At 47.0% G+C, this 18,113-nt stretch carries 17 protein-coding genes, 1 other RNA gene and 1 pseudogene; 18 read left to right on the top strand and 1 reads right to left on the bottom strand.

The window, feature by feature from the left end; all coding sequences use genetic code 11:
- Positions 1-110 precede the first annotated feature (110 nt).
- The 4 genes and pseudogenes from JO375_RS00140 to JO375_RS00125 all read left to right on the top strand — a co-directional run.
- A pseudogene (locus JO375_RS00140) lies at positions 111-383 on the top strand (LysR family transcriptional regulator substrate-binding protein); the annotation flags it as partial.
- 96 nt (positions 384-479) lie between these two features.
- Complete coding sequence (locus JO375_RS00135; RefSeq protein WP_229522580.1) at positions 480-920, top strand: DUF1934 domain-containing protein; 441 nt, start codon at positions 480-482, stop codon at positions 918-920.
- Complete coding sequence (gene argS / locus JO375_RS00130; protein WP_229522579.1) at positions 917-2,596, top strand: arginine--tRNA ligase; 1,680 nt, start codon at positions 917-919, stop codon at positions 2,594-2,596. Before JO375_RS00135 ends, argS begins: the two co-directional genes overlap by 4 nt.
- 121 nt (positions 2,597-2,717) lie before the next feature.
- Positions 2,718-2,939 (top strand): hypothetical protein, encoded by a 222-nt coding sequence (locus tag JO375_RS00125; RefSeq protein WP_229522578.1) that lies wholly within the window; start codon positions 2,718-2,720, stop codon positions 2,937-2,939.
- 132 nt (positions 2,940-3,071) lie between these two features.
- Here JO375_RS00125 and JO375_RS00120 read toward each other — a convergent pair whose 3' ends face one another.
- Positions 3,072-4,235 (bottom strand): S8 family peptidase, encoded by a 1,164-nt coding sequence (locus JO375_RS00120; protein WP_229522577.1) that lies wholly within the window; start codon positions 4,233-4,235, stop codon positions 3,072-3,074.
- 411 nt (positions 4,236-4,646) lie between these two features.
- On the opposite strand from JO375_RS00120, the gene rpoE reads away from it, so the two are divergent.
- From rpoE to JO375_RS00050, 14 genes are all read left to right on the top strand, one after another.
- Entirely contained in the window at positions 4,647-5,189 is a 543-nt protein-coding gene (gene rpoE / locus JO375_RS00115; RefSeq protein ID WP_229522576.1) for a DNA-directed RNA polymerase subunit delta, read from the top strand.
- 399 nt (positions 5,190-5,588) lie between these two features.
- Positions 5,589-7,190 carry a CTP synthase gene (locus JO375_RS00110; protein WP_229522575.1) on the top strand — a complete coding sequence of 534 codons (1,602 nt, stop codon included), beginning with the start codon at positions 5,589-5,591 and terminating at the stop codon, positions 7,188-7,190.
- Positions 7,191-7,401: 211 nt separating this feature from the next.
- Positions 7,402-7,770, top strand: coding sequence for a response regulator (locus JO375_RS00105; protein WP_229522574.1), 369 nt, complete (start codon positions 7,402-7,404; stop codon positions 7,768-7,770).
- A gap of 248 nt (positions 7,771-8,018) precedes the next feature.
- A complete protein-coding gene (gene fba, locus JO375_RS00100) occupies positions 8,019-8,873 on the top strand; it encodes a class II fructose-1,6-bisphosphate aldolase (protein WP_229522573.1) in 855 nt (284 codons plus the stop codon).
- 239 nt (positions 8,874-9,112) lie between these two features.
- Positions 9,113-10,369 carry a UDP-N-acetylglucosamine 1-carboxyvinyltransferase gene (locus JO375_RS00095; protein WP_229522572.1) on the top strand — a complete coding sequence of 419 codons (1,257 nt, stop codon included), beginning with the start codon at positions 9,113-9,115 and terminating at the stop codon, positions 10,367-10,369.
- A gap of 255 nt (positions 10,370-10,624) precedes the next feature.
- Positions 10,625-11,959 carry a transcription termination factor Rho gene (rho, locus tag JO375_RS00090; RefSeq protein WP_229522571.1) on the top strand — a complete coding sequence of 445 codons (1,335 nt, stop codon included), beginning with the start codon at positions 10,625-10,627 and terminating at the stop codon, positions 11,957-11,959.
- 97 nt (positions 11,960-12,056) lie between these two features.
- The gene (locus JO375_RS00085; RefSeq protein ID WP_229522570.1) at positions 12,057-13,328 is read left to right on the top strand and encodes a radical SAM protein; all 1,272 of its coding nucleotides are present in this window, start codon (positions 12,057-12,059) and stop codon (positions 13,326-13,328) included.
- Between the two features lie 157 nt (positions 13,329-13,485).
- Entirely contained in the window at positions 13,486-13,683 is a 198-nt protein-coding gene (rpmE, locus tag JO375_RS00080; protein ID WP_229522569.1) for a 50S ribosomal protein L31, read from the top strand.
- 111 nt (positions 13,684-13,794) lie between these two features.
- Positions 13,795-14,061: signal recognition particle sRNA large type (gene ffs / locus JO375_RS00075), an RNA gene on the top strand.
- Positions 14,062-14,221: 160 nt separating this feature from the next.
- Positions 14,222-15,967, top strand: a complete 1,746-nt coding sequence (gene dnaX / locus JO375_RS00070) for a DNA polymerase III subunit gamma/tau (protein WP_229522568.1) — start codon at positions 14,222-14,224, stop codon at positions 15,965-15,967.
- A gap of 35 nt (positions 15,968-16,002) precedes the next feature.
- Positions 16,003-16,314, top strand: a complete 312-nt coding sequence (locus JO375_RS00065; protein WP_229522567.1) for a YbaB/EbfC family nucleoid-associated protein — start codon at positions 16,003-16,005, stop codon at positions 16,312-16,314.
- 27 nt (positions 16,315-16,341) lie between these two features.
- Entirely contained in the window at positions 16,342-16,941 is a 600-nt protein-coding gene (gene recR, locus JO375_RS00060; RefSeq protein WP_229522566.1) for a recombination mediator RecR, read from the top strand.
- Between the two features lie 221 nt (positions 16,942-17,162).
- Complete coding sequence (locus JO375_RS00055; protein ID WP_229522565.1) at positions 17,163-17,474, top strand: DUF2508 family protein; 312 nt, start codon at positions 17,163-17,165, stop codon at positions 17,472-17,474.
- Positions 17,471-17,746, top strand: coding sequence for a pro-sigmaK processing inhibitor BofA family protein (locus JO375_RS00050; protein WP_229522564.1), 276 nt, complete (start codon positions 17,471-17,473; stop codon positions 17,744-17,746). Before JO375_RS00055 ends, JO375_RS00050 begins: the two co-directional genes overlap by 4 nt.
- Positions 17,747-18,113: the final 367 nt, after the last annotated feature.

The following is an 18,113-nucleotide window of genomic DNA, read 5'->3' as shown; positions in this document are numbered from 1 at the left end:
ATATTTAATATATATTGTAGATATAGGTTTTACATATATCAGACCCGGAGGTCCACGATGGAATTGAGACATCTCAAATATTTTCTGGCGATTGCAGAGACTGACAAATTACAGTGGCTGCAAAAACCGTCTCCTCCTCCAGTGCAGCCCTGATGAAGGACAGGCTTTCCGAATTTCATAGAAACTATGCGGGGGTAAAATTTGAAATTCATGAGGGAAATACGTTCATGATTCTCGACCTGTTGAACAAAGGAATTATAGAGATAGGTATTGTCAGAACACCGTTCAACACGACCGGTTTGGGTTGCAGGTATGCAGCCTCCGAGCCGATGGTTGCAGTGATGACAGAAGAACACAATTGGAACCCCGACCGGAAGACCATTTAAGTTTATAGTTAATTGATAATTATTCATTTTGTAAAATCTCATTTGAATTGCAATCAGGAACTGGATATAGTAGTACAGTAGGATAGCGATAGAATGGAGTTTGAACATATGCCACACATTGCAAAGGTCCAAATTCGTCTTCACAGTCGCCATGACGGAGAAGATGTGGTTCAGGAGCTTCCCGGAGAAGCCATCGTGCGTGGGAAGCATCTATATATAAGGTACGATGAACCGCTGGAAGGCCCTCAGGGGGGGACGACACGGAATACGGTCAAAATCGGACCGGATGAGCTTAAGCTAATTCGTCATGGCGAGGTGCAGTCCGAACAGTCATTTGCGCTTGGCCGCAGATTGCCGGGATTTTACCGATCGCCTTATTTGAACCTTAACATGTCTGCGCATACGCAGAAGCTGGATATCCAGATGGATGGATATTCCGGGCATGTGAGCTGGGCCTATGATTTGTACGTATTTGAGGATTTCTCGGGGCATTTTGCCATCAGTTTGCATATACAGGAGGAGCAACAATCATGACAATCAATCCATTGGAACTTATTAATCAAAAGGTGGCCTCGGCAATTGAGACCGCGATCCTGGCTGCCGGAATCGTGAGCCGTGAAGAGCTGCCAGCTATTACACTGGAGGTGCCAAAGGACAAGTCACATGGTGATTTGGCTACCAATGCTGCGATGCAGCTTACCCGTATTGCCAAGAAGAACCCGCGTCAAATCGCTGAAGAGCTGATCGCAAATATGGATTTGGCTGCCGCTTCGATTAAGAGCGCGGAAATTGCCGGACCAGGCTTTATTAACTTCCGTCTGGACAAGAGCTACCTGTATACCGTTATTAAACAAGTACAAGAGCAGGGAGCAGATTACGGACGTGTACAGGCAGGTGCCGGTAAAAAAGTCCAAATCGAATTTGTCAGCGCGAATCCGACAGGCAGTCTCCACCTGGGCCATGCGCGCGGTGCAGCAGTAGGGGATGCTCTTTGCAACGTGCTTGATTATGCCGGATACCAGGTCACTCGTGAATACTATATTAACGATGCGGGCAACCAGATTTACAACATGAGCCGTTCTATTGAAGCACGTTACTTGCAGGAGCTGGGACAGCCTGCCGAGATGCCGGAGGACGGTTACCATGGTGAAGATATCATCGGGTTTGCCAAAGAGCTGGTGGCCGAAAAGGGCGATGCGCTGTTGTCCATGGAACCGGGGGATCGCGCTGCTTATTTCCGTGAATATGGATTGGAAAAGGAACTGAACAAGATCAAGCGCGACCTGGAGCGGTTCCGTGTACCGTTTGACTCCTGGTTCAGTGAAACATCACTGTACGACAATGGCGAGGTGCTCAAGGCGCTGAACGAACTTCGCGACCGTAATGAAATCTACGAGAAGGACGGAGCTACATGGCTCAACACGACCAAATACGGTGACGATAAAGACCGCGTATTGATCAAAAATGATGGCACTTACACATACCTGACTCCGGATATCGCTTACCATCGCGACAAATATGCTCGTGGATATGACACGATCATTAACATCTGGGGCGCCGATCACCATGGCTACATCCCACGGATGAAGGCAGCTATGGAAGCGCTGGGGAATGACCCGGACAAACTTAAAGTGCTAATTGCCCAAATGGTCAGCCTGTTCCAGAACGGGGAAAAGGTGAAAATGTCCAAGCGTACCGGCAAGGCCGTGACGATGGAAGACTTGATGGAAGAAGTGGGCGTAGATGCGATTCGTTACTTCTTCACGATGCGCAGCATGGATTCCCATCTGGATTTTGATATGGATCTGGCGATTTCAACCTCCAATGAAAATCCGGTATTCTACGTGCAATATGCGCACGCACGTGCGTGCAGCGTATATCGTCAAGCCGAGGAGCAGGGTATTGCTGTACTGCCATTGGCGGAGGTTGACCTGTCCAAGCTGACGACTGAGCACGAATATGACCTGCTGCGCAAAATCGGCGAGCTGCCGGAAGAAGTGGCTTTAGCAGCTGCGAACTTTGCACCGCACCGTATGATTCGCTATGTCTACGAGCTGGCCTCTTTATTTCACAGCTATTATAAGGCAGAGCGTGTCATCACCGAGGATGCCGCTCAGACACAGGCTCGTCTGGCGCTGTTTGGCGCGGTGCGCACTACGATTGCCAACGTATTGAAGCTGGTCGGCGTGTCTGCTCCGGAACGGATGTAAGCAGACCTGGCCCGAATGGAATTATCGTTATAATTATAAAAGGAACCGTCCGTACCACCCTTATCAGCGGGTGGCGCGTCCGGTTCCTTTTTAGCATGAGCTTAACAGCCATGGTATTATTTTGACCGGGCATGCCGCGAGTGGTTCATTTGGCCAGCATTTACTGGAACGTGCCGGGCAAAAGGATGCTTGCAGCGTATGGCACAGGGTATATAAGGTGCATCAGGGGTTGCCGGATGTAAGGCGCATGCTGGTAGTATTGCCAAGCAAGCAAGTTGTGTTCGTACATGCAACCAAGCCGCAGACTGATCTGGTGTGCAATGAGCTGATAGAAGAAGGCTGAGCTGGTCACAGAGACCTTTTAAAAGCCATTCACTCGCTAGAGCCGGGAGCCACGTTAACCGTTTAGCAGGAAACGTTGCCCAACCTATCACGAATGGCTGCTCATTATGACATTGTTCGATTGTTTAGTACATTATGATTTCATGCCCTCCTGTATTAATCGGAAGGCATCTACTTCCCCGAGCTTGGTGGAGAGCAAGTTGCGCCCAGTGCTTTTACGAAGGCGCAGCGGAGTGGCGGTGCGCTTGAGCAGTGCTTTGATTTCCGCAGGCCCCAGTTCCGGTCTCAGGGAAAGGAGGAGTGCAATGCTCCCGGTCACATGGGAGGTAGCCATAGAGGTGCCGTTCATTTCGTGATGCCTGCCGTGTATCCAGGAGGAGACGATTTTCTCGCCAGGGGCGTATATGTCCACAAATTGCCCCCGATTGCTGAAAGGCGCGATACGCCTGTATTTGTCAGTAGCTCCGACCGAGATGGTCTGGGAATAGCGAGCCGGGTAGTCAATACTGCGGCGCTTGCCCTCATTGCCTGAAGAAGCAACGACCACGATGCCGTTATGATATGCTTTATTCACCATATCCAGCAGTGCCTTGCTGCGTGATTTCATACCAAAGCTCATATTGATAATATCGACACGGTTTAACACACACCAGTCGATACCAAGAATAATGTCGGAGACGTAGGCGGCTCCGTTATGGTCAAATGCTTTTACAGGATGAATTAATGCCCTTGGCGCTACGCCGACCATACCTTCATCATAGTTGGATGCCGCGATAGTGCCGGCAATATGGGTACCATGACCGTTATCGTCATAAGGCAGCATTGTCCGGTTGAGCAGATTTATACCTCTGGCCAGCGAATGGCGGAGATCGGGATGTTGGAAATCCGCTCCTGTGTCGATCACGCCGATTCTGATTCGATTGCCTGTCGAGGAAGGCCAAGCCTTGTATGCACGGACCTGCTTGACTCCCCAAGGCATGGCCAGTTTTTTTTCTGCTCTCGGTATAGGGGCTGTCTCCCCGTGAATCTTTATGCGCGTATCTTCTTCAACGGTAACGCCGTTATGATATTTACCCAGCCTTTCTCTCCCTGGTAGCGGGGCAATTAGAGCGCGGATCAGTCGGGCTGGTTGTACTTGCCGCAATCCCGCAAGCTCGGGTTTCATCTTCTTGAGATAGGACAGGCACTCCCAGTATTGGTGGGGCTTATCGAACGTAATAATCTGTTTGTGCCGTCCACTGCCGGACGGCTCCGAAATACCCTCATGCAGACGCTGCAAAAAACTCGGATAGTCCATTTGAGACGGTCCCCCTCCGATGAGCCATGCTGAGGTATTGTATGAGCAAGCGTAAGCGGCTGCATGGGAAACCTGCCCCATTTTCATGGAAATAGGCCTGCTTGTCGTGTCAAAGTAATTGAGGACACATACGATACATGGAGGGCATAAGCTCTTGTGCAACAACTTTGGGGGGGCGCCTCCCGAAGCGGGTACAGTCGAAGACGGGGTTGACCCCGTCTTTTTTATTACGTTAACCGGGCTTGTTTGCAAAGATATTTCTGGAAATTATAATGTTGCTCATGTTTAACTTGCAATTTGCTTCCAAATAGGTTTTACTTAGTTTTGATAATGGATATGTTAGTATTGCATGTATCGTGTGTGCACTGAAACATGTTCTTGTGAATTACGTGTGAGAGGAAGTGTCCCTAGGTGAGTACCCCACTCAACTTAAAAATTGACCAGGAGAAAGTCCACGAGACTCCAATGGTGGATTTGGCATTTATGGTATTGAAAGCGGCCAATACTCCATATTATTACCGTGACCTGATGAATGAAGTCGCCAAATTGCGTGGCTTGTCCGAAGAAGAAATTAATGACGTAATTGCTCAACTATATACTGAAATCAACATTGACGGGCGTTTTGCCTGTGTCGGTACGAATCTGTGGGGCTTGAAACGTTGGTATCCGGTTGATAAATCCGAAGATGCCCTGACAGGCGGCAAGCGTCCTCGTATTATTAACGACGAAGACGATGAAGACGAAGACGACTATCATGAGGATGAAGAGACCTACAACTCTGATGACGACTTCGATGCAGATAGTGAGGACGCCGAAGATGAGCTGTTCGATGGTGAAGATGACGATAGTGATGATGACGTAGTCATAGATGACGAAGATCTCAATGATGAGGACGATACGGAAGATGAAGCTGACGAGGATTCGTTGGATGACGACGACGATTCGCTTCGTTAGGAACAAATGGGAAGGGGAGATAGGTTCTCCCCTTTTTTGTGACCTTTTTTATTGCACCCTTCTGATTTGGAGCTTTCAGGCAGATTCATTCCAATCCTGTTCAATGGGCAAATTAAGACCGATAACTTCCTTGACAGGGGCCTGAACACGGGGTAAACTATTGCTTGGGCTTATGATTGATTCATTTATATGTTTGCTTTTTGTATAAAAGTGCCCCGTACTACGGGAGTGCTTTTTTGTTTTTTATAGGGGTGTTTTCACTCATGAAAGAGGGCTAAGGGCGGCGGTGTGGAAAATAAATCCGCTGCCTTCTTCATGGATGATAATCTGTGCAAACGGGTTACGATAACATCATAATGTCGCCTGAATTTTGCATTTTATCTAGGAGGGTTTTGAACAGTGACAAAGTATATTTTTGTGACAGGCGGGGTTGTGTCTTCCTTGGGCAAAGGGATTACGGCAGCTTCACTGGGAAGGCTTTTGAAGAACAGGGGGCTAAAGGTAACGATCCAAAAATTCGATCCTTACCTGAATGTCGATCCGGGTACCATGAGCCCTTACCAGCACGGTGAAGTTTTTGTAACGGACGATGGTGCGGAAACAGATCTTGACTTGGGACACTATGAACGCTTTATTGATATTAATCTGTCCAAGAACAGCAATGTCACAACAGGCAAGGTATACTCAAGCGTAATCAGCAAAGAACGTCGCGGAGAATATTTGGGCGGTACAGTACAGGTTATTCCTCATATTACGAACGAAATCAAGGAACGTGTATACCGTGCGGGCCGTGAAGCGGGCTCCGATGTCATTATTACAGAAATTGGCGGTACAGTGGGCGATATCGAAAGCTTGCCATTTTTGGAAGCGATCCGTCAGCTTAAAAGCGAAGTTGGACGCGAGAATGTGATGTACATTCACGTAACGCTTATTCCTTATATTAAAGCTGCTGGTGAGGTGAAGACCAAACCCACTCAGCACAGTGTAAAAGAACTGCGCAGCATCGGTATTCAGCCTAACGTCATTGTTTGCCGTACAGAGCATGAACTGTCCTCTGATATGAAGGCCAAAATTGCACTGTTCTGCGATATTGATGCGAACGCCGTGGTAGAATGTCGCGACGCTTCGACCCTTTATGAGGTTCCGCTGAACCTGCGTGAAGAAGGTTTGGACGAAATCGTCGTGAATCACCTGAAGCTGACAACCCCTGCACCGGATATGACCGAGTGGGAAGGGCTGGTTGATCGAATCAGCAAGCTGGATAAAACAGTCGAAATCGCCATTGTTGGTAAGTATGTTGCGTTACATGATGCATATTTGAGTGTGGTTGAGTCACTGTCCCATGCCGGATTTGATGCGAATGCGGACGTGAAAATCCGCTGGGTGAACGCTGAAGAAGTAACTGACGAAAATGTAGCTGAAATGCTTGGCGGCGTTGGCGGCATTCTCGTACCGGGTGGCTTCGGCGACCGCGGAATTGAGGGTAAAATCAGCACCATCCGTTATGCCCGTGAGCAGAAAATTCCATTCTTCGGCATTTGCTTGGGTATGCAGGTATCTGTGATTGAGGTTGCTCGTTCCCTGGCCGGTCTAGAAGGAGCGAACAGCTCAGAGATCAACCCGGCTACCGATTACCCTGTGATCGATTTGCTGCCTGACCAAAAAGACATCGAAGATTTGGGCGGTACAATGCGTCTTGGCCTGTATCCGTGCAAACTGGTGGAAGGCTCCCTTGCTGCCGCTTGCTATAACGATGAGCTGGTATACGAAAGACACCGTCACCGGTATGAATTCAATAATGAATATCGTGAAGTTATTGAAAAAGCAGGTCTTCGTATTTCCGGTACTTCACCGGACGGACGTTTGGTGGAAATTGTGGAGCTTCCAGAGCACCCATGGTTCCTGGCGGTACAATTCCATCCGGAATTTACTTCCCGTCCGAATCGTCCACAGCCATTGTTCCGTGAATTTGTCAAAGCAGCATTGCAGCTTCAAGGTTAATGCAACGGCTTAAAAGACCCCTTAGGGGTCTTTTTTTTACCCCATGTTTCCTGAATGTGAAAGAATATTCCACAATTATGTATAAGAGCAGGATTTTCTTTTTGCAGGAGCGAATATAATTTTAGGTATGGGATGGATATTGTACGTCATCGGACGCTGTTATGGCAATAGCTGCACGATCCTCGTTTTAAGATCCTAGGAGGTTAAAACATTGGAAAAGAAAAAAGTATTAATCGTCGATGACCAGAATGGAATACGAATTTTACTGATGGAAGTATTCGGAAGTGAGGGTTATGAGACCTTCCAAGCAGCGAACGGCAAAATTGCACTTGAAATTGTGGAAAAGGAACCACCTGATCTGGTTCTGCTTGATATGAAAATCCCGGGTATGGATGGACTTGAGATTTTGAAGCATTTAAAAGCGATGCATCCCGATATCAAGGTTATTATGATGACAGCATACGGAGAACTGGACATGATTAAAGAGGCGACGGAACTGGGTGCGCTTATGCATTTTACCAAGCCATTCGATATTGACGAAATGCGAATTGCTGTGAACAAACAACTCAGGGGTGATTAGATCAGTCACTTTGGTTGGGACTCTGTTAGCTAAACAGGGTTTTTTGTTTGTGTTTATGGGAAATACTGAAAGTAAATCCTCTCCTTATACAATTCCATGATTAAACGGCGTCCTGAGCGTGATTTTTGTAAGTGTTGATATACAAAAGCTTGTTTAGTATTTAACATGGGTTGTGGTATAATAAGCCCGTATGTGATGTCGGCTAAAAAAGATAGACAAACCCAAACACCTTTAGGAGGACTGTAACCATGCCATTGGTATCTATGAAAGACATGTTGAACAATGCACTCGAAGGAAAATATGCAGTAGGTCAATACAATATTAACAACCTGGAGTGGACTCAAGCTATTCTGGGCGCTGCTGAAGAAGAAAAATCCCCTGTAATTCTCGGTGTTTCTGAAGGCGCAGCACGTCACATGGGCGGATTCTACACTGTTGTTAAAATGGTAGAAGGACTTATTCATGACATGAAAATTACGGTTCCAGTTGCAATCCACTTGGACCATGGTTCCAGCTTTGAAAAATGTAAAGAAGCAATCGACGCTGGTTTCACATCGGTTATGATTGACGATTCCCATAGCCCGATTGAAAAAAATATCGAAACAACGAAGAAAGTTGTTGAATATGCACATTCCAAAGGCGTTTCCGTTGAAGCCGAAGTTGGAATGGTTGGCGGACAAGAGGATGACGTTGTAGGTGACGTAATGTACGCTAAACTGGACGATTGTGTACGTATCGTGAAAGAAACTGGCATCGATACACTGGCTCCTGCGCTGGGTTCCGTTCATGGTCCTTACAAAGGCGAGCCAAACTTGGGCTTTAAAGAAATGGAAGAAATTCGCAATGCTGTGAAGCTGCCGCTCGTTCTTCATGGTGGAACAGGTATCCCTACACATGACATCCAAAAATCCATTTCCCTGGGTACTTCCAAAATCAACGTAAACACTGAGAACCAAATTGCATTTGCAAAAGTGGTTCGTGAAGTGCTTGCTGCGAAACCGGATGCTTACGATCCACGTACATTCATCCAACCAGCCCGTGAAGCGATCAAACAAACCGTTATCAATAAAATTCGTGAGTTCGGCTCCAACAACAAAGCATAATAACGGATGAACTGTTCGTGTGGACGCACGGACTGGATTCATTTTTGGGTTATTTTTTGGGGTTGCAGATGTATTTCTGCTGCACAAAATATTGAAATTTGTATAGTTGAATAGTTTAGTATGGAAAGCACACCGCTTAGCCGGTGTCTTTCCATTTTCACCACTAAAAAGTAGGATTTTTCGTAGTTTTAACTCATGGTTTGACCGACTGCAAAACACGTAGGGGGACCCTCAAGCTTATGGAAAAATTGATGATCACCGGTGGACGACCGCTTCAAGGTACAGTTTCCATCAGCGGTGCCAAAAACAGTGCTATCGCCTTGATTCCCGCCGCCATTCTGGCAGAGTCGGAAGTCATTTTGGACAATTTGCCGCTGCTGAGCGATGTTGCGGTGTATTCCGAAATACTGGAGGAACTTGGTGCAACGGTTTCCTGGGAAGGCAGTCAGATGAAAATTGATCCATCCTCTATTAAATCCATTCCCATGCCGAATGGATCGGTTAAGAAATTACGGGCTTCCTACTATATGATGGGAGCTATGCTGGGCAGATTCAAGGAAGCGATTATCGGTTTGCCAGGAGGGTGTAATTTTGAACCCCGGCCTATTGACCAGCATATCAAGGGTTTTGAAGCACTGGGTGCGACGATTACGAACGAGCACGGTGCTATTCATTTGCATGCCAAAGAACTGCGCGGCAATAAAATTTATTTGGATGTCAGCAGCGTAGGAGCTACAATTAACATTATGCTGGCGGCCGCACGTGCCAAAGGCGCCACAATTATCGAAAATGCGGCTAAAGAGCCTGAGATTATAGATGTAGCAACCCTGTTAAACTCCATGGGAGCCATTATTAAAGGGGCTGGAACGGAAACGATCCGCATTGAAGGCGTGTCCGAGTTACATGGCTGCCGTCACTCCATCATACCTGACCGTATACAAGCGGGTACATACATGATTGCAGCTGCGGCTACTCGTGGTAATGTATTAATCGACAATGTGATACCCAAGCATATGGAGGCCCTCACTGCAAAAATGCAGGAGATGGGTATCGGTATCGAGGAATATGACGAAAGTATTCGTGTAATTGGTGCGTCTCGTTATGAGCATGTTGACGTTAAAGCCTTAGTTTACCCTGGATTCGCCACGGACCTGCAATCTCCTATGACCAGCCTGCTTACCCAGGCGCAGGGAGTTAGTGTATTGAGCGATTTTGTGTACAGTAATCGTTTCAAGCACGTTCCAGAGCTAGTGCGAATGGGAGCCAAAATTCGCGTAGAAGGCCGATCGGCCATTATTGAGGGCGGCCGTTTGAATGCGGCCAAAGTCAAAGCGGCGGATCTGCGGGCTGGAGCAGCGCTTGTCATCGCTGGACTTACAGTGAGTGAAGGTGTAACCGAGGTGACGGGTGTTGAATATATTGACCGTGGTTATGATCATCTTGTCTCCAATCTGCGTCAACTAGGCGCAGACGTATGGCGTCAGACGGACAACTAGACCACACCCAATGATTGAATGCTTGAAACGGACGAACAATTGAATGCTGAGCGCTATGCAGCCGCTGCTGTTACAGATTGTGGTTCATTCCTAACAATCTTTTATCGGAATTCCGCCATAATCCGGTATAATTCAGGCAGAGGGCTGCATAACTTTGTTTTTTTTGGGTTAAAATTAGGTTAGTGGTGTTTATGATATCGTTGTCTATCATTTTGAAGTATGAATGGACTTAATAATTGAATAGGTGGTTATTATATGGATCTGCAAATTTCCGATTTGGAAGTAATGAAGCTGACCGATATGTACAAGCTGGCCAAGCAATACCAGATCCCGTACTACGGAACGCTCAAGAAGAAGGAACTAATTTTTGCCATTCTGCGTGCGCAAGCGGAGAAGAGCGGATTAATGTTCATGCAAGGAGTTCTGGAAATACTTCCTGAAGGATACGGTTTTCTGAGGCCGATCAATTATCTCCCGAGCACTGAGGATATTTACATCTCTGCTTCACAAATACGCAAATTTGACCTGAGAACAGGTGATCTTGTATCTGGTAAATGCCGGACGCCAAAAGAAAATGAACGATATTTTGGATTGCTTCAAGTTAACGCCGTCAATGGAAGAAGTCCTGAGCAAGCTGCTGAGCGGTTACATTTCCCTGCACTGACTCCACTGTATCCGCAAACCAAATTAGTCCTTGAAACTTCCCCCAACCATTTGTCTACGAGAATTATGGATATACTTGCCCCTGTCGGACTTGGACAGCGCGGGCTCATAGTAGCACCTCCCAAAGCTGGGAAGACGCTTCTCCTCAAAGAAATTGCCAACAGCATTTCTGCCAACAATCCCGAGATTGAGCTTTTTGTCTTGTTGATTGATGAACGCCCTGAAGAAGTGACCGATATGCAGCGTTCTGTTAAGGGCGAAGTTGTAGCTTCTACCTTTGATGAGCTTCCTGAAAATCACATCAAAGTGGCAGAATTGGTATTGGAGCGTGCACTGCGTCTCGTGGAGCATAAAAAGGATGTTGTTATCCTGCTGGATAGTATTACACGTCTGGCTCGTGCGTACAATCTCGTAATTCCTCCATCCGGCCGTACTTTGAGCGGGGGGATTGATCCAGCGGCATTTCATCGTCCGAAGCGCTTTTTTGGCGCAGCACGGAACGTAGAGGAAGGCGGCAGTCTGACGATCCTTGCAACAGCGCTGATTGATACGGGATCACGTATGGACGATATTATCTATGAAGAGTTTAAAGGTACAGGCAACATGGAGCTTCATTTGGACCGCAAGCTGGCAGAGCGTCGAATCTTTCCTGCGATTGATATTCGCCGTTCCGGTACGCGTCGTGAGGAAGTTCTGTTAAATAAGGAAGAATTAGATACGATTTGGGCTATTCGCAAAAATATGACGGAAAGCCATGATTTTGTAGAAGGTTTCCTCAAAAAGCTGCGGAATAGCAAAAATAACGCTGAATTTTTGGCTTCGTTTGATTTGACGGCATCTTCTGGCGGCTCGCCAAGCAGCTCAGGTGGCCAACAACGGAGAACGACGCGTTCCACCACAGCATCGGTACAGGCCACAACAAACTAAATCCAATTTGTATTTTATCTGTTCCACGAGTTCATGGCCGCTGCGATTCATTCTGTTATTGGCAGCGCCGCTTGACGGAGCGAAAGGAGTTCCATAAATGTATTTGGTGTATGCCGACGAAAAAGGCAATGTATATGATCATGCTTCTTTGTATGGGCTTGCACGCAGTGCGGACATGATTGTTGAAATCATGGAGGATGAGCTGATTCCGTTACCGGAAGGAGCTACACTGGTAGGTTTGCCCAATACCCGCCCGGTCGGTATGAACCCTGAGACAGGGGAAATGGTTTCTCTTCCTGGGGAATTTCAGGCAGTAGGCGCATTGTTGCCGCAAGGCTTTACACGCTTGTGTTTGCCAGGATATGTAAAAACCGATAAAGAGTATAAGCTTCCCTTGTTTGGTTATTCAGCTGTAGTCTGGAAGGATGGAGCATTTTATGTAACAGCAGAGCAGAGCGATAGCCCATCCCAATGGAATCCGGAAAATTGTGACCGCGATCAGGTCAAATTGGGAGTTCAGCGGATGACGAAGCAATATCCGGAAAACCGGCTATACCAGCATTTGTCTAACTGTGCCCTAGGCTATGAGTGTCTTACTTCCTCGAACACATTCCTGAATCGTTGGGAAGGGGGAGTTCCGGTATCGTACTCTTGCAATGCCGGGTGCTTTGGCTGTATCTCCGAACAGCCGGATGACAGCGGCTTCGTATCTCCGCAGACAAGAATGAATTTCCGTCCTCGTGTCGAAGAAATTGTAGAGGTTATGCTGGAACATTTGAAAACACCGGAGTCTATCATTAGTTTTGGCCAAGGCTGCGAAGGTGAGCCTTCTACTCAAGCCAAGCTGATTATTGATTCAATCAAAGAGGTGCGCTCCATTACCGATATGGGGTATATCAATATCAATACGAATGCGGGCTTGAGCGATCATATCCGGGGCATCGTGGATGCAGGGCTTGATCTGATGCGGGTCAGCACTATTAGTGCGCTGGACGATCATTACAATGCTTATTACAAACCAAGGGGCTATACATTAGCCAATGTGGAAAAATCACTCCGATATGCCTCAGAGCAGGGTGTATATACATCGATTAACTATTTGGTATTCCCGGGGGTAACTGACCGCGAGGAAGAAATCGAAGCGATGATCGAGTTTGCCAAACGTACCAAACTCAAGCTGATCCAGATGCGTAATCTGAATATTGATCCTGAAAGCTATTTGGAGCTGATTCCTCCTGCCCAAGGGGATATACTCGGCATGAAGCAAATGCTTGAGATTTACCGGGAAGAGCTGCCTGATGTCGTTATCGGGTCCTACACTCACGTGCCGCCGCCAGGACAGGCACGCCCTAAATTTGCAAGGGCTTAAAACGCTCAGCAGCAATGTAAAATATACCTGTTTTACGCTGGTTTTGGATGCGTAAAACAGGTGTTGAAACACTTTAGTTCAAGTGCTATAATGTGAAAAGTATGTTCATACAACTCTGGACTGATAGGACGTTCAGGGCGGAAAGAGGTGAAAGTTAATGCAACAAGCTATTCAACCGAAGTATAACGTAACTACTGTTACTTGCGCTTGCGGGAATTCGTTTGAAACTGGCTCTGTGAAAGAATCTCTGCGTGTTGAGATTTGCTCCGCCTGCCACCCATTCTTCACAGGCAAGCAGAAATTTATTGATGCTGGTGGACGCGTGGATCGCTTCAAAAAGAAATACGGTATGTAATCAGTTACCGCAAGTTATAAAATTATTAGAGCCTTCTGCATTTGCAGAGGGCTCTTTTTGTCGGTATTTGCTATTTGCTTTTTGTGTAGGGTTGAGATATACTTATTTTCACCGTGCTAGATGGGGAGGTAGCGGTGCCCTGTAACTCGCAATCCGCTATAGCGAGGTTGAATTCCTGTTAGAGGTGTTGTTGATGTGAGGCTGGTCCCTGCGCACAATGTTGACGGTTGGGTCCTCCGCAATGAGTACTTGTGAACCTGGTCAGGTCCGGAAGGAAGCAGCCATAAGCAAGCCCACTCTTGTGCCGGAGGGTTGCCTAGCCCGAGTTGTTGTTCAGGGTTGCCGCTCGGATCACAACGATCAATAACAGGTGCACGGCTTATAGTAGAAATTAGAACATCTTGGCAGCCAATGCGAAGGTGTTTTTTTTGTGCTTTTTTAAATTGGAAGGTGTTCGGTTTAGATTCGGACGGGAGTATAGTATAATAAATTGACCGTGAATGGTCATGAAAGTGAATGGGAAAGAGGGTAACGCGCATTGGAACATATAGCGTTGTACCGTGCTTGGCGGCCTCAGGCCTTCAAAGACATGGTAGGACAACAGCATATTATCCAGACATTGCAGAACGCCATTCGTGAAAACCGCACGTCCCATGCTTACCTGTTCAGCGGTCCGCGAGGAACGGGGAAGACAAGTGCGGCCAAAATTTTGGCCAAGGCAATCAACTGTGAGCATGGACCTGCGCCGGAACCTTGCAACGAATGCGAAGCCTGTAAACGGATCACGGCCGGGGCAGTCATGGATGTACAAGAGATTGATGCAGCCTCCAACCGGGGCGTTGAAGAGATTCGTGACTTGCGCGATAAAGTCAAATATGCGCCGACAGAAGTGCGGCACAAGGTTTATATCATCGATGAAGTGCACATGCTGACGACGGAAGCGTTCAATGCACTGCTGAAGACACTGGAAGAGCCGCCGCCACATGTAATGTTCATATTGGCTACGACAGAACCACATCGTATCCCGGCGACCATTATTTCACGCTGTCAGCGTTTTGACTTCCGGCGGGTATCACTGGAGGAGCAGACCGAGCGGCTTGATCTTATATGTCGGCAGGAGAACATACAGGCTGATGCGGATGCACTGCAATATATTGCGCGTCTTTCAGATGGCGGGATGCGGGATGCGCTTAGCGTTTTGGATCAAATAGCCTCGTTTACAGACGGCCAGGTTACTTATCAGCAGGTGCTGGATATGACGGGAGGCATTGCGTCCGAACAATTCGGCAAACTGGCCTTGGCGTTACTGAAAGAAGACGTGGGCACAGTGCTCCAAATGATCGAGAATTTTATGCAGGAAGGCAAAAGCGCGGATAAGTGCATGGAGAATCTTCTGTACTATTTTCGGGACCTGCTTATGATCAAAATGGTACCGCAGGCCACTAAAATGACAGACCGAGTGCTGAACCCGGAGCAGTTTAAGGAAGTGGCAGATGCTTTCACCAGAGAGCAGCTCTTCGGAATGATCGACACTCTTAATCGTTATCAAAGTGAGATGAAATATGCTGTTCAGCCGCAAACTTTGTTTGAGGTCGCTCTGTTAAAATTGTGCAGCATTCCGAGAGAAGCAGGAACGGCTCAGTCCATGGTGCAGCGCGCCGAAGCTGCTGATCAGGGAGAAGTAGCTGCATTGAAGCGCCAGCTTACTGAGATGGAAAAGAAGCTGGAGCATGCGTTGCAGGGCGGACTGGCTGGCGGAGCGGGTCAGTCGGCATCATCAGGTGGTCGTCAGACCTCTGGTGGTCGTGCTCCTGCTACACGAATTTCAGCTCCTGCCAAGCTCCCCTCTCAATTGGATCGTTATATCGCTGAGAAGTCAAGCGAAGCCTTTGCAGCCACAGGGCGCAAGTGGAGCCGGATTTTGCAAGGGGTCAAGGAGGCAAAAGTCACGGTTCATGCGTGGTTTATGGACGGTGAGCCAGTCTCTGTATTGGAAGACAGCGTGCTGGTAGCCTTTAAAAACAATATTCATCGTGAAACCACCGAAAAGCCTGCTAACAAGCAGGTTATCGAGAAGGTTCTGCATGAACAGCTGGGCCATCCCTATCGTCTGGTGACGATGATGCAAAAGGACTGGAACGCTGCGATAGAAGGAGTTTCCGATCAGCCTGCCGAAGAATTCCAACTGGAGCCGGAGCAGGACGCGTCGGGAAAGCCCAAAGAACCCTGGATTGATGAAGCTATTCAACTGTTCGGGGAAGATTTGGTAGTTATTAAGGATTAAATCAAAGTTATACATCATTTAAGGAGATGATTGAAATGAATAATATGAACCAAATGATGAAGCAAGTGAAAAAAATGCAAGAGCAAATGCTGAAAGCTCAGGAGGCGCTTGGCGAAAAAGTAATTGAAGGCACTTCCGGCGGCGGTGTTGTGGCTGTAGAGGTAAATGGTCATAAAAAAGTGTTGTCTATCACGATTAAACCAGAGGCTGTAGATCCTGATGATGTGGAAATGCTGCAAGATCTGGTGCTGACTGCAGTCAACGACGCTTTGTCCAAAGCTGACGAACTGGCTAACAATGATATGGGTAAATTTACAGGTGGTATGAAAATTCCGGGCTTGTTCTAGTCTGCCGCAAAAAGGAGAAACGCGCTATTGTATTATCCGGAGCCGATTGCAAAGCTGATTGATGCTTTTACACGCCTGCCGGGAGTGGGGCCCAAAACGGCTGCCCGGTTGGCTTTTCACGTACTGAAGATGAAGGAAGATGATGTGATTGATTTTGCCAAAGCGCTGGTCAATGTGAAACGCAATCTTCACTTCTGTTCAGTCTGCGGCAATATTACGGACACGGACCCTTGTCGAATCTGTCAGGACAAGACGAGGGATGTTTCCGTCATTTGTGTTGTACAGGAATCCAAGGATTTGGTGGCGATGGAGCGCACCAAAGAATTTAATGGTCTTTATCATGTGCTTCATGGTGCGATCTCCCCTATGGAGGGTATTGGTCCTGAAGATATCAAGCTCAAGGAATTGCTGAACAGGCTTAGTGATGAGCGTGTTCAGGAACTGATTTTGGCGACGAACCCAAATATTGAAGGAGAGGCTACAGCTATGTACATTTCACGGCTGGTGCGTCCTTTTGAAATCAGGGTTACTCGTATTGCTCATGGATTGCCGGTGGGTGGAGACTTGGAGTATGCCGATGAGGTTACTTTGTCCAAAGCGCTGGAAGGCCGTAGAGAGCTTAATTAGGTTGTTTATACGTATTTATACGTTATAGATATGTGAGTGCTGAGGTGTCCTTTGGACATGATGGGCACACTGAGGGAGCCGATATGGCTCCTTTTTGGTTGTAAATGATATATGGCAGTCTCAATCGTTCCAGGTTCTAAGTTTGTCCTCTGCTCAATAAGTATGAATAAGGGAGTCTTGTAGACTGTACACATAATTCAGCTTGTAAGGAGGATGAATGAATGTGGGAACGGATGAAGCGAACTTTTCGTCGCCAGGAGCATGACAAATCAGAAGCGGAGTATCGGCAGCAATTGTTTGCCCAGATAAGAGCTTCACATGCGGAATGGTTAAGAGCACATCGTTTATTTCATGAAGCTACCGGCAAGGATGAGATCGACTATGCCATTTTTGTTCTGGAAGCCGCAGAGCGTAAATACCAAATTCACTTAAAAAGTGCCAAACAACAAGGCCTACACCGTTTTCACCTGCCTCCAGATGAACCGGGGTACGCTCACGATGTGGATCGTGCTCATAAGCAGAGGGCAGAATGAGAGGGGTGGTCTGGTTTGTTCTGATTGGATGCGTTGCGATTCTGGTATATCTCATTTTCAGGAAAAGATTGGGTTTCGGCTGGCTTGCAGTGTTCGGGGCACATATGGCGCTGGCGGCAATTGCGCTGTACGTTATTAATTATTCGGGTTGGATCACGCAGATATATATTCCAATTAACCCAGTGACAATGGGAACAGTAACAGTATTAGGATTGCCCGGGATAGTGCTTTTAGTGGGATTGAAAATAATGTTGTTCGGACAGGCTATATAAAAGCTTGCGAGGAAATATCTCAATTTTTTAAATTATAGTTGACGTTAAATTAAATTATATGATACATTAATTCTCGGCTCTTGAAGCCCGGGGATTTTTTTGTAAGAGCAACGCTAAGATGAAATAAATAATTTTCGAAAAAAGTGTTGACTTAAATCCCGAATATGTGTTATATTAATCAAGTCGCCGCTGAGATGCAGCGGTGAAACAAAGTGAAGATTATAAAAGACTTCATAGATTGTTTGATCTTTGAAAACTGAACAACGAGTGAGTACGGATTTTGTTCGCAAAATCCAATATGAGATATATTATCTCGTCAGATTCAACATGAGCTAATCGCTCTTTCAATAAACCGACCTTGGTCGGT

The sequence above is a fragment of the Paenibacillus farraposensis genome, assembly GCF_020736845.1.
In the GTDB taxonomy this organism is placed as follows: Bacteria; Bacillota; Bacilli; order Paenibacillales; family Paenibacillaceae; genus Paenibacillus; species Paenibacillus farraposensis.
The sequence above is the reverse complement of the archived record's forward strand: the minus strand, read 5'-3'. Positions and strand labels throughout refer to the sequence as shown.

What these genes read in the sequence shown, in the direction of transcription:
- argS (WP_229522579.1), top strand. Translation starts at nt 917, where the DNA reads ATGACAATCAATCCATTGGAACTTATTAATCAAAAGGTGGCCTCGGCA.
- JO375_RS00085 (WP_229522570.1), top strand. Translation starts at nt 12,057, where the DNA reads ATGTATTTGGTGTATGCCGACGAAAAAGGCAATGTATATGATCATGCT.
- JO375_RS00135 (WP_229522580.1), top strand. Translation starts at nt 480, where the DNA reads ATGGAGTTTGAACATATGCCACACATTGCAAAGGTCCAAATTCGTCTT.
- JO375_RS00120 (WP_229522577.1), bottom strand. Translation starts at nt 4,235, where the DNA reads ATGGACTATCCGAGTTTTTTGCAGCGTCTGCATGAGGGTATTTCGGAG.
- JO375_RS00065 (WP_229522567.1), top strand. Translation starts at nt 16,003, where the DNA reads ATGAATAATATGAACCAAATGATGAAGCAAGTGAAAAAAATGCAAGAG.
- JO375_RS00095 (WP_229522572.1), top strand. Translation starts at nt 9,113, where the DNA reads ATGGAAAAATTGATGATCACCGGTGGACGACCGCTTCAAGGTACAGTT.
- JO375_RS00055 (WP_229522565.1), top strand. Translation starts at nt 17,163, where the DNA reads ATGTGGGAACGGATGAAGCGAACTTTTCGTCGCCAGGAGCATGACAAA.
- rpmE (WP_229522569.1), top strand. Translation starts at nt 13,486, where the DNA reads ATGCAACAAGCTATTCAACCGAAGTATAACGTAACTACTGTTACTTGC.
- JO375_RS00050 (WP_229522564.1), top strand. Translation starts at nt 17,471, where the DNA reads ATGAGAGGGGTGGTCTGGTTTGTTCTGATTGGATGCGTTGCGATTCTG.
- fba (WP_229522573.1), top strand. Translation starts at nt 8,019, where the DNA reads ATGCCATTGGTATCTATGAAAGACATGTTGAACAATGCACTCGAAGGA.
- rho (WP_229522571.1), top strand. Translation starts at nt 10,625, where the DNA reads ATGGATCTGCAAATTTCCGATTTGGAAGTAATGAAGCTGACCGATATG.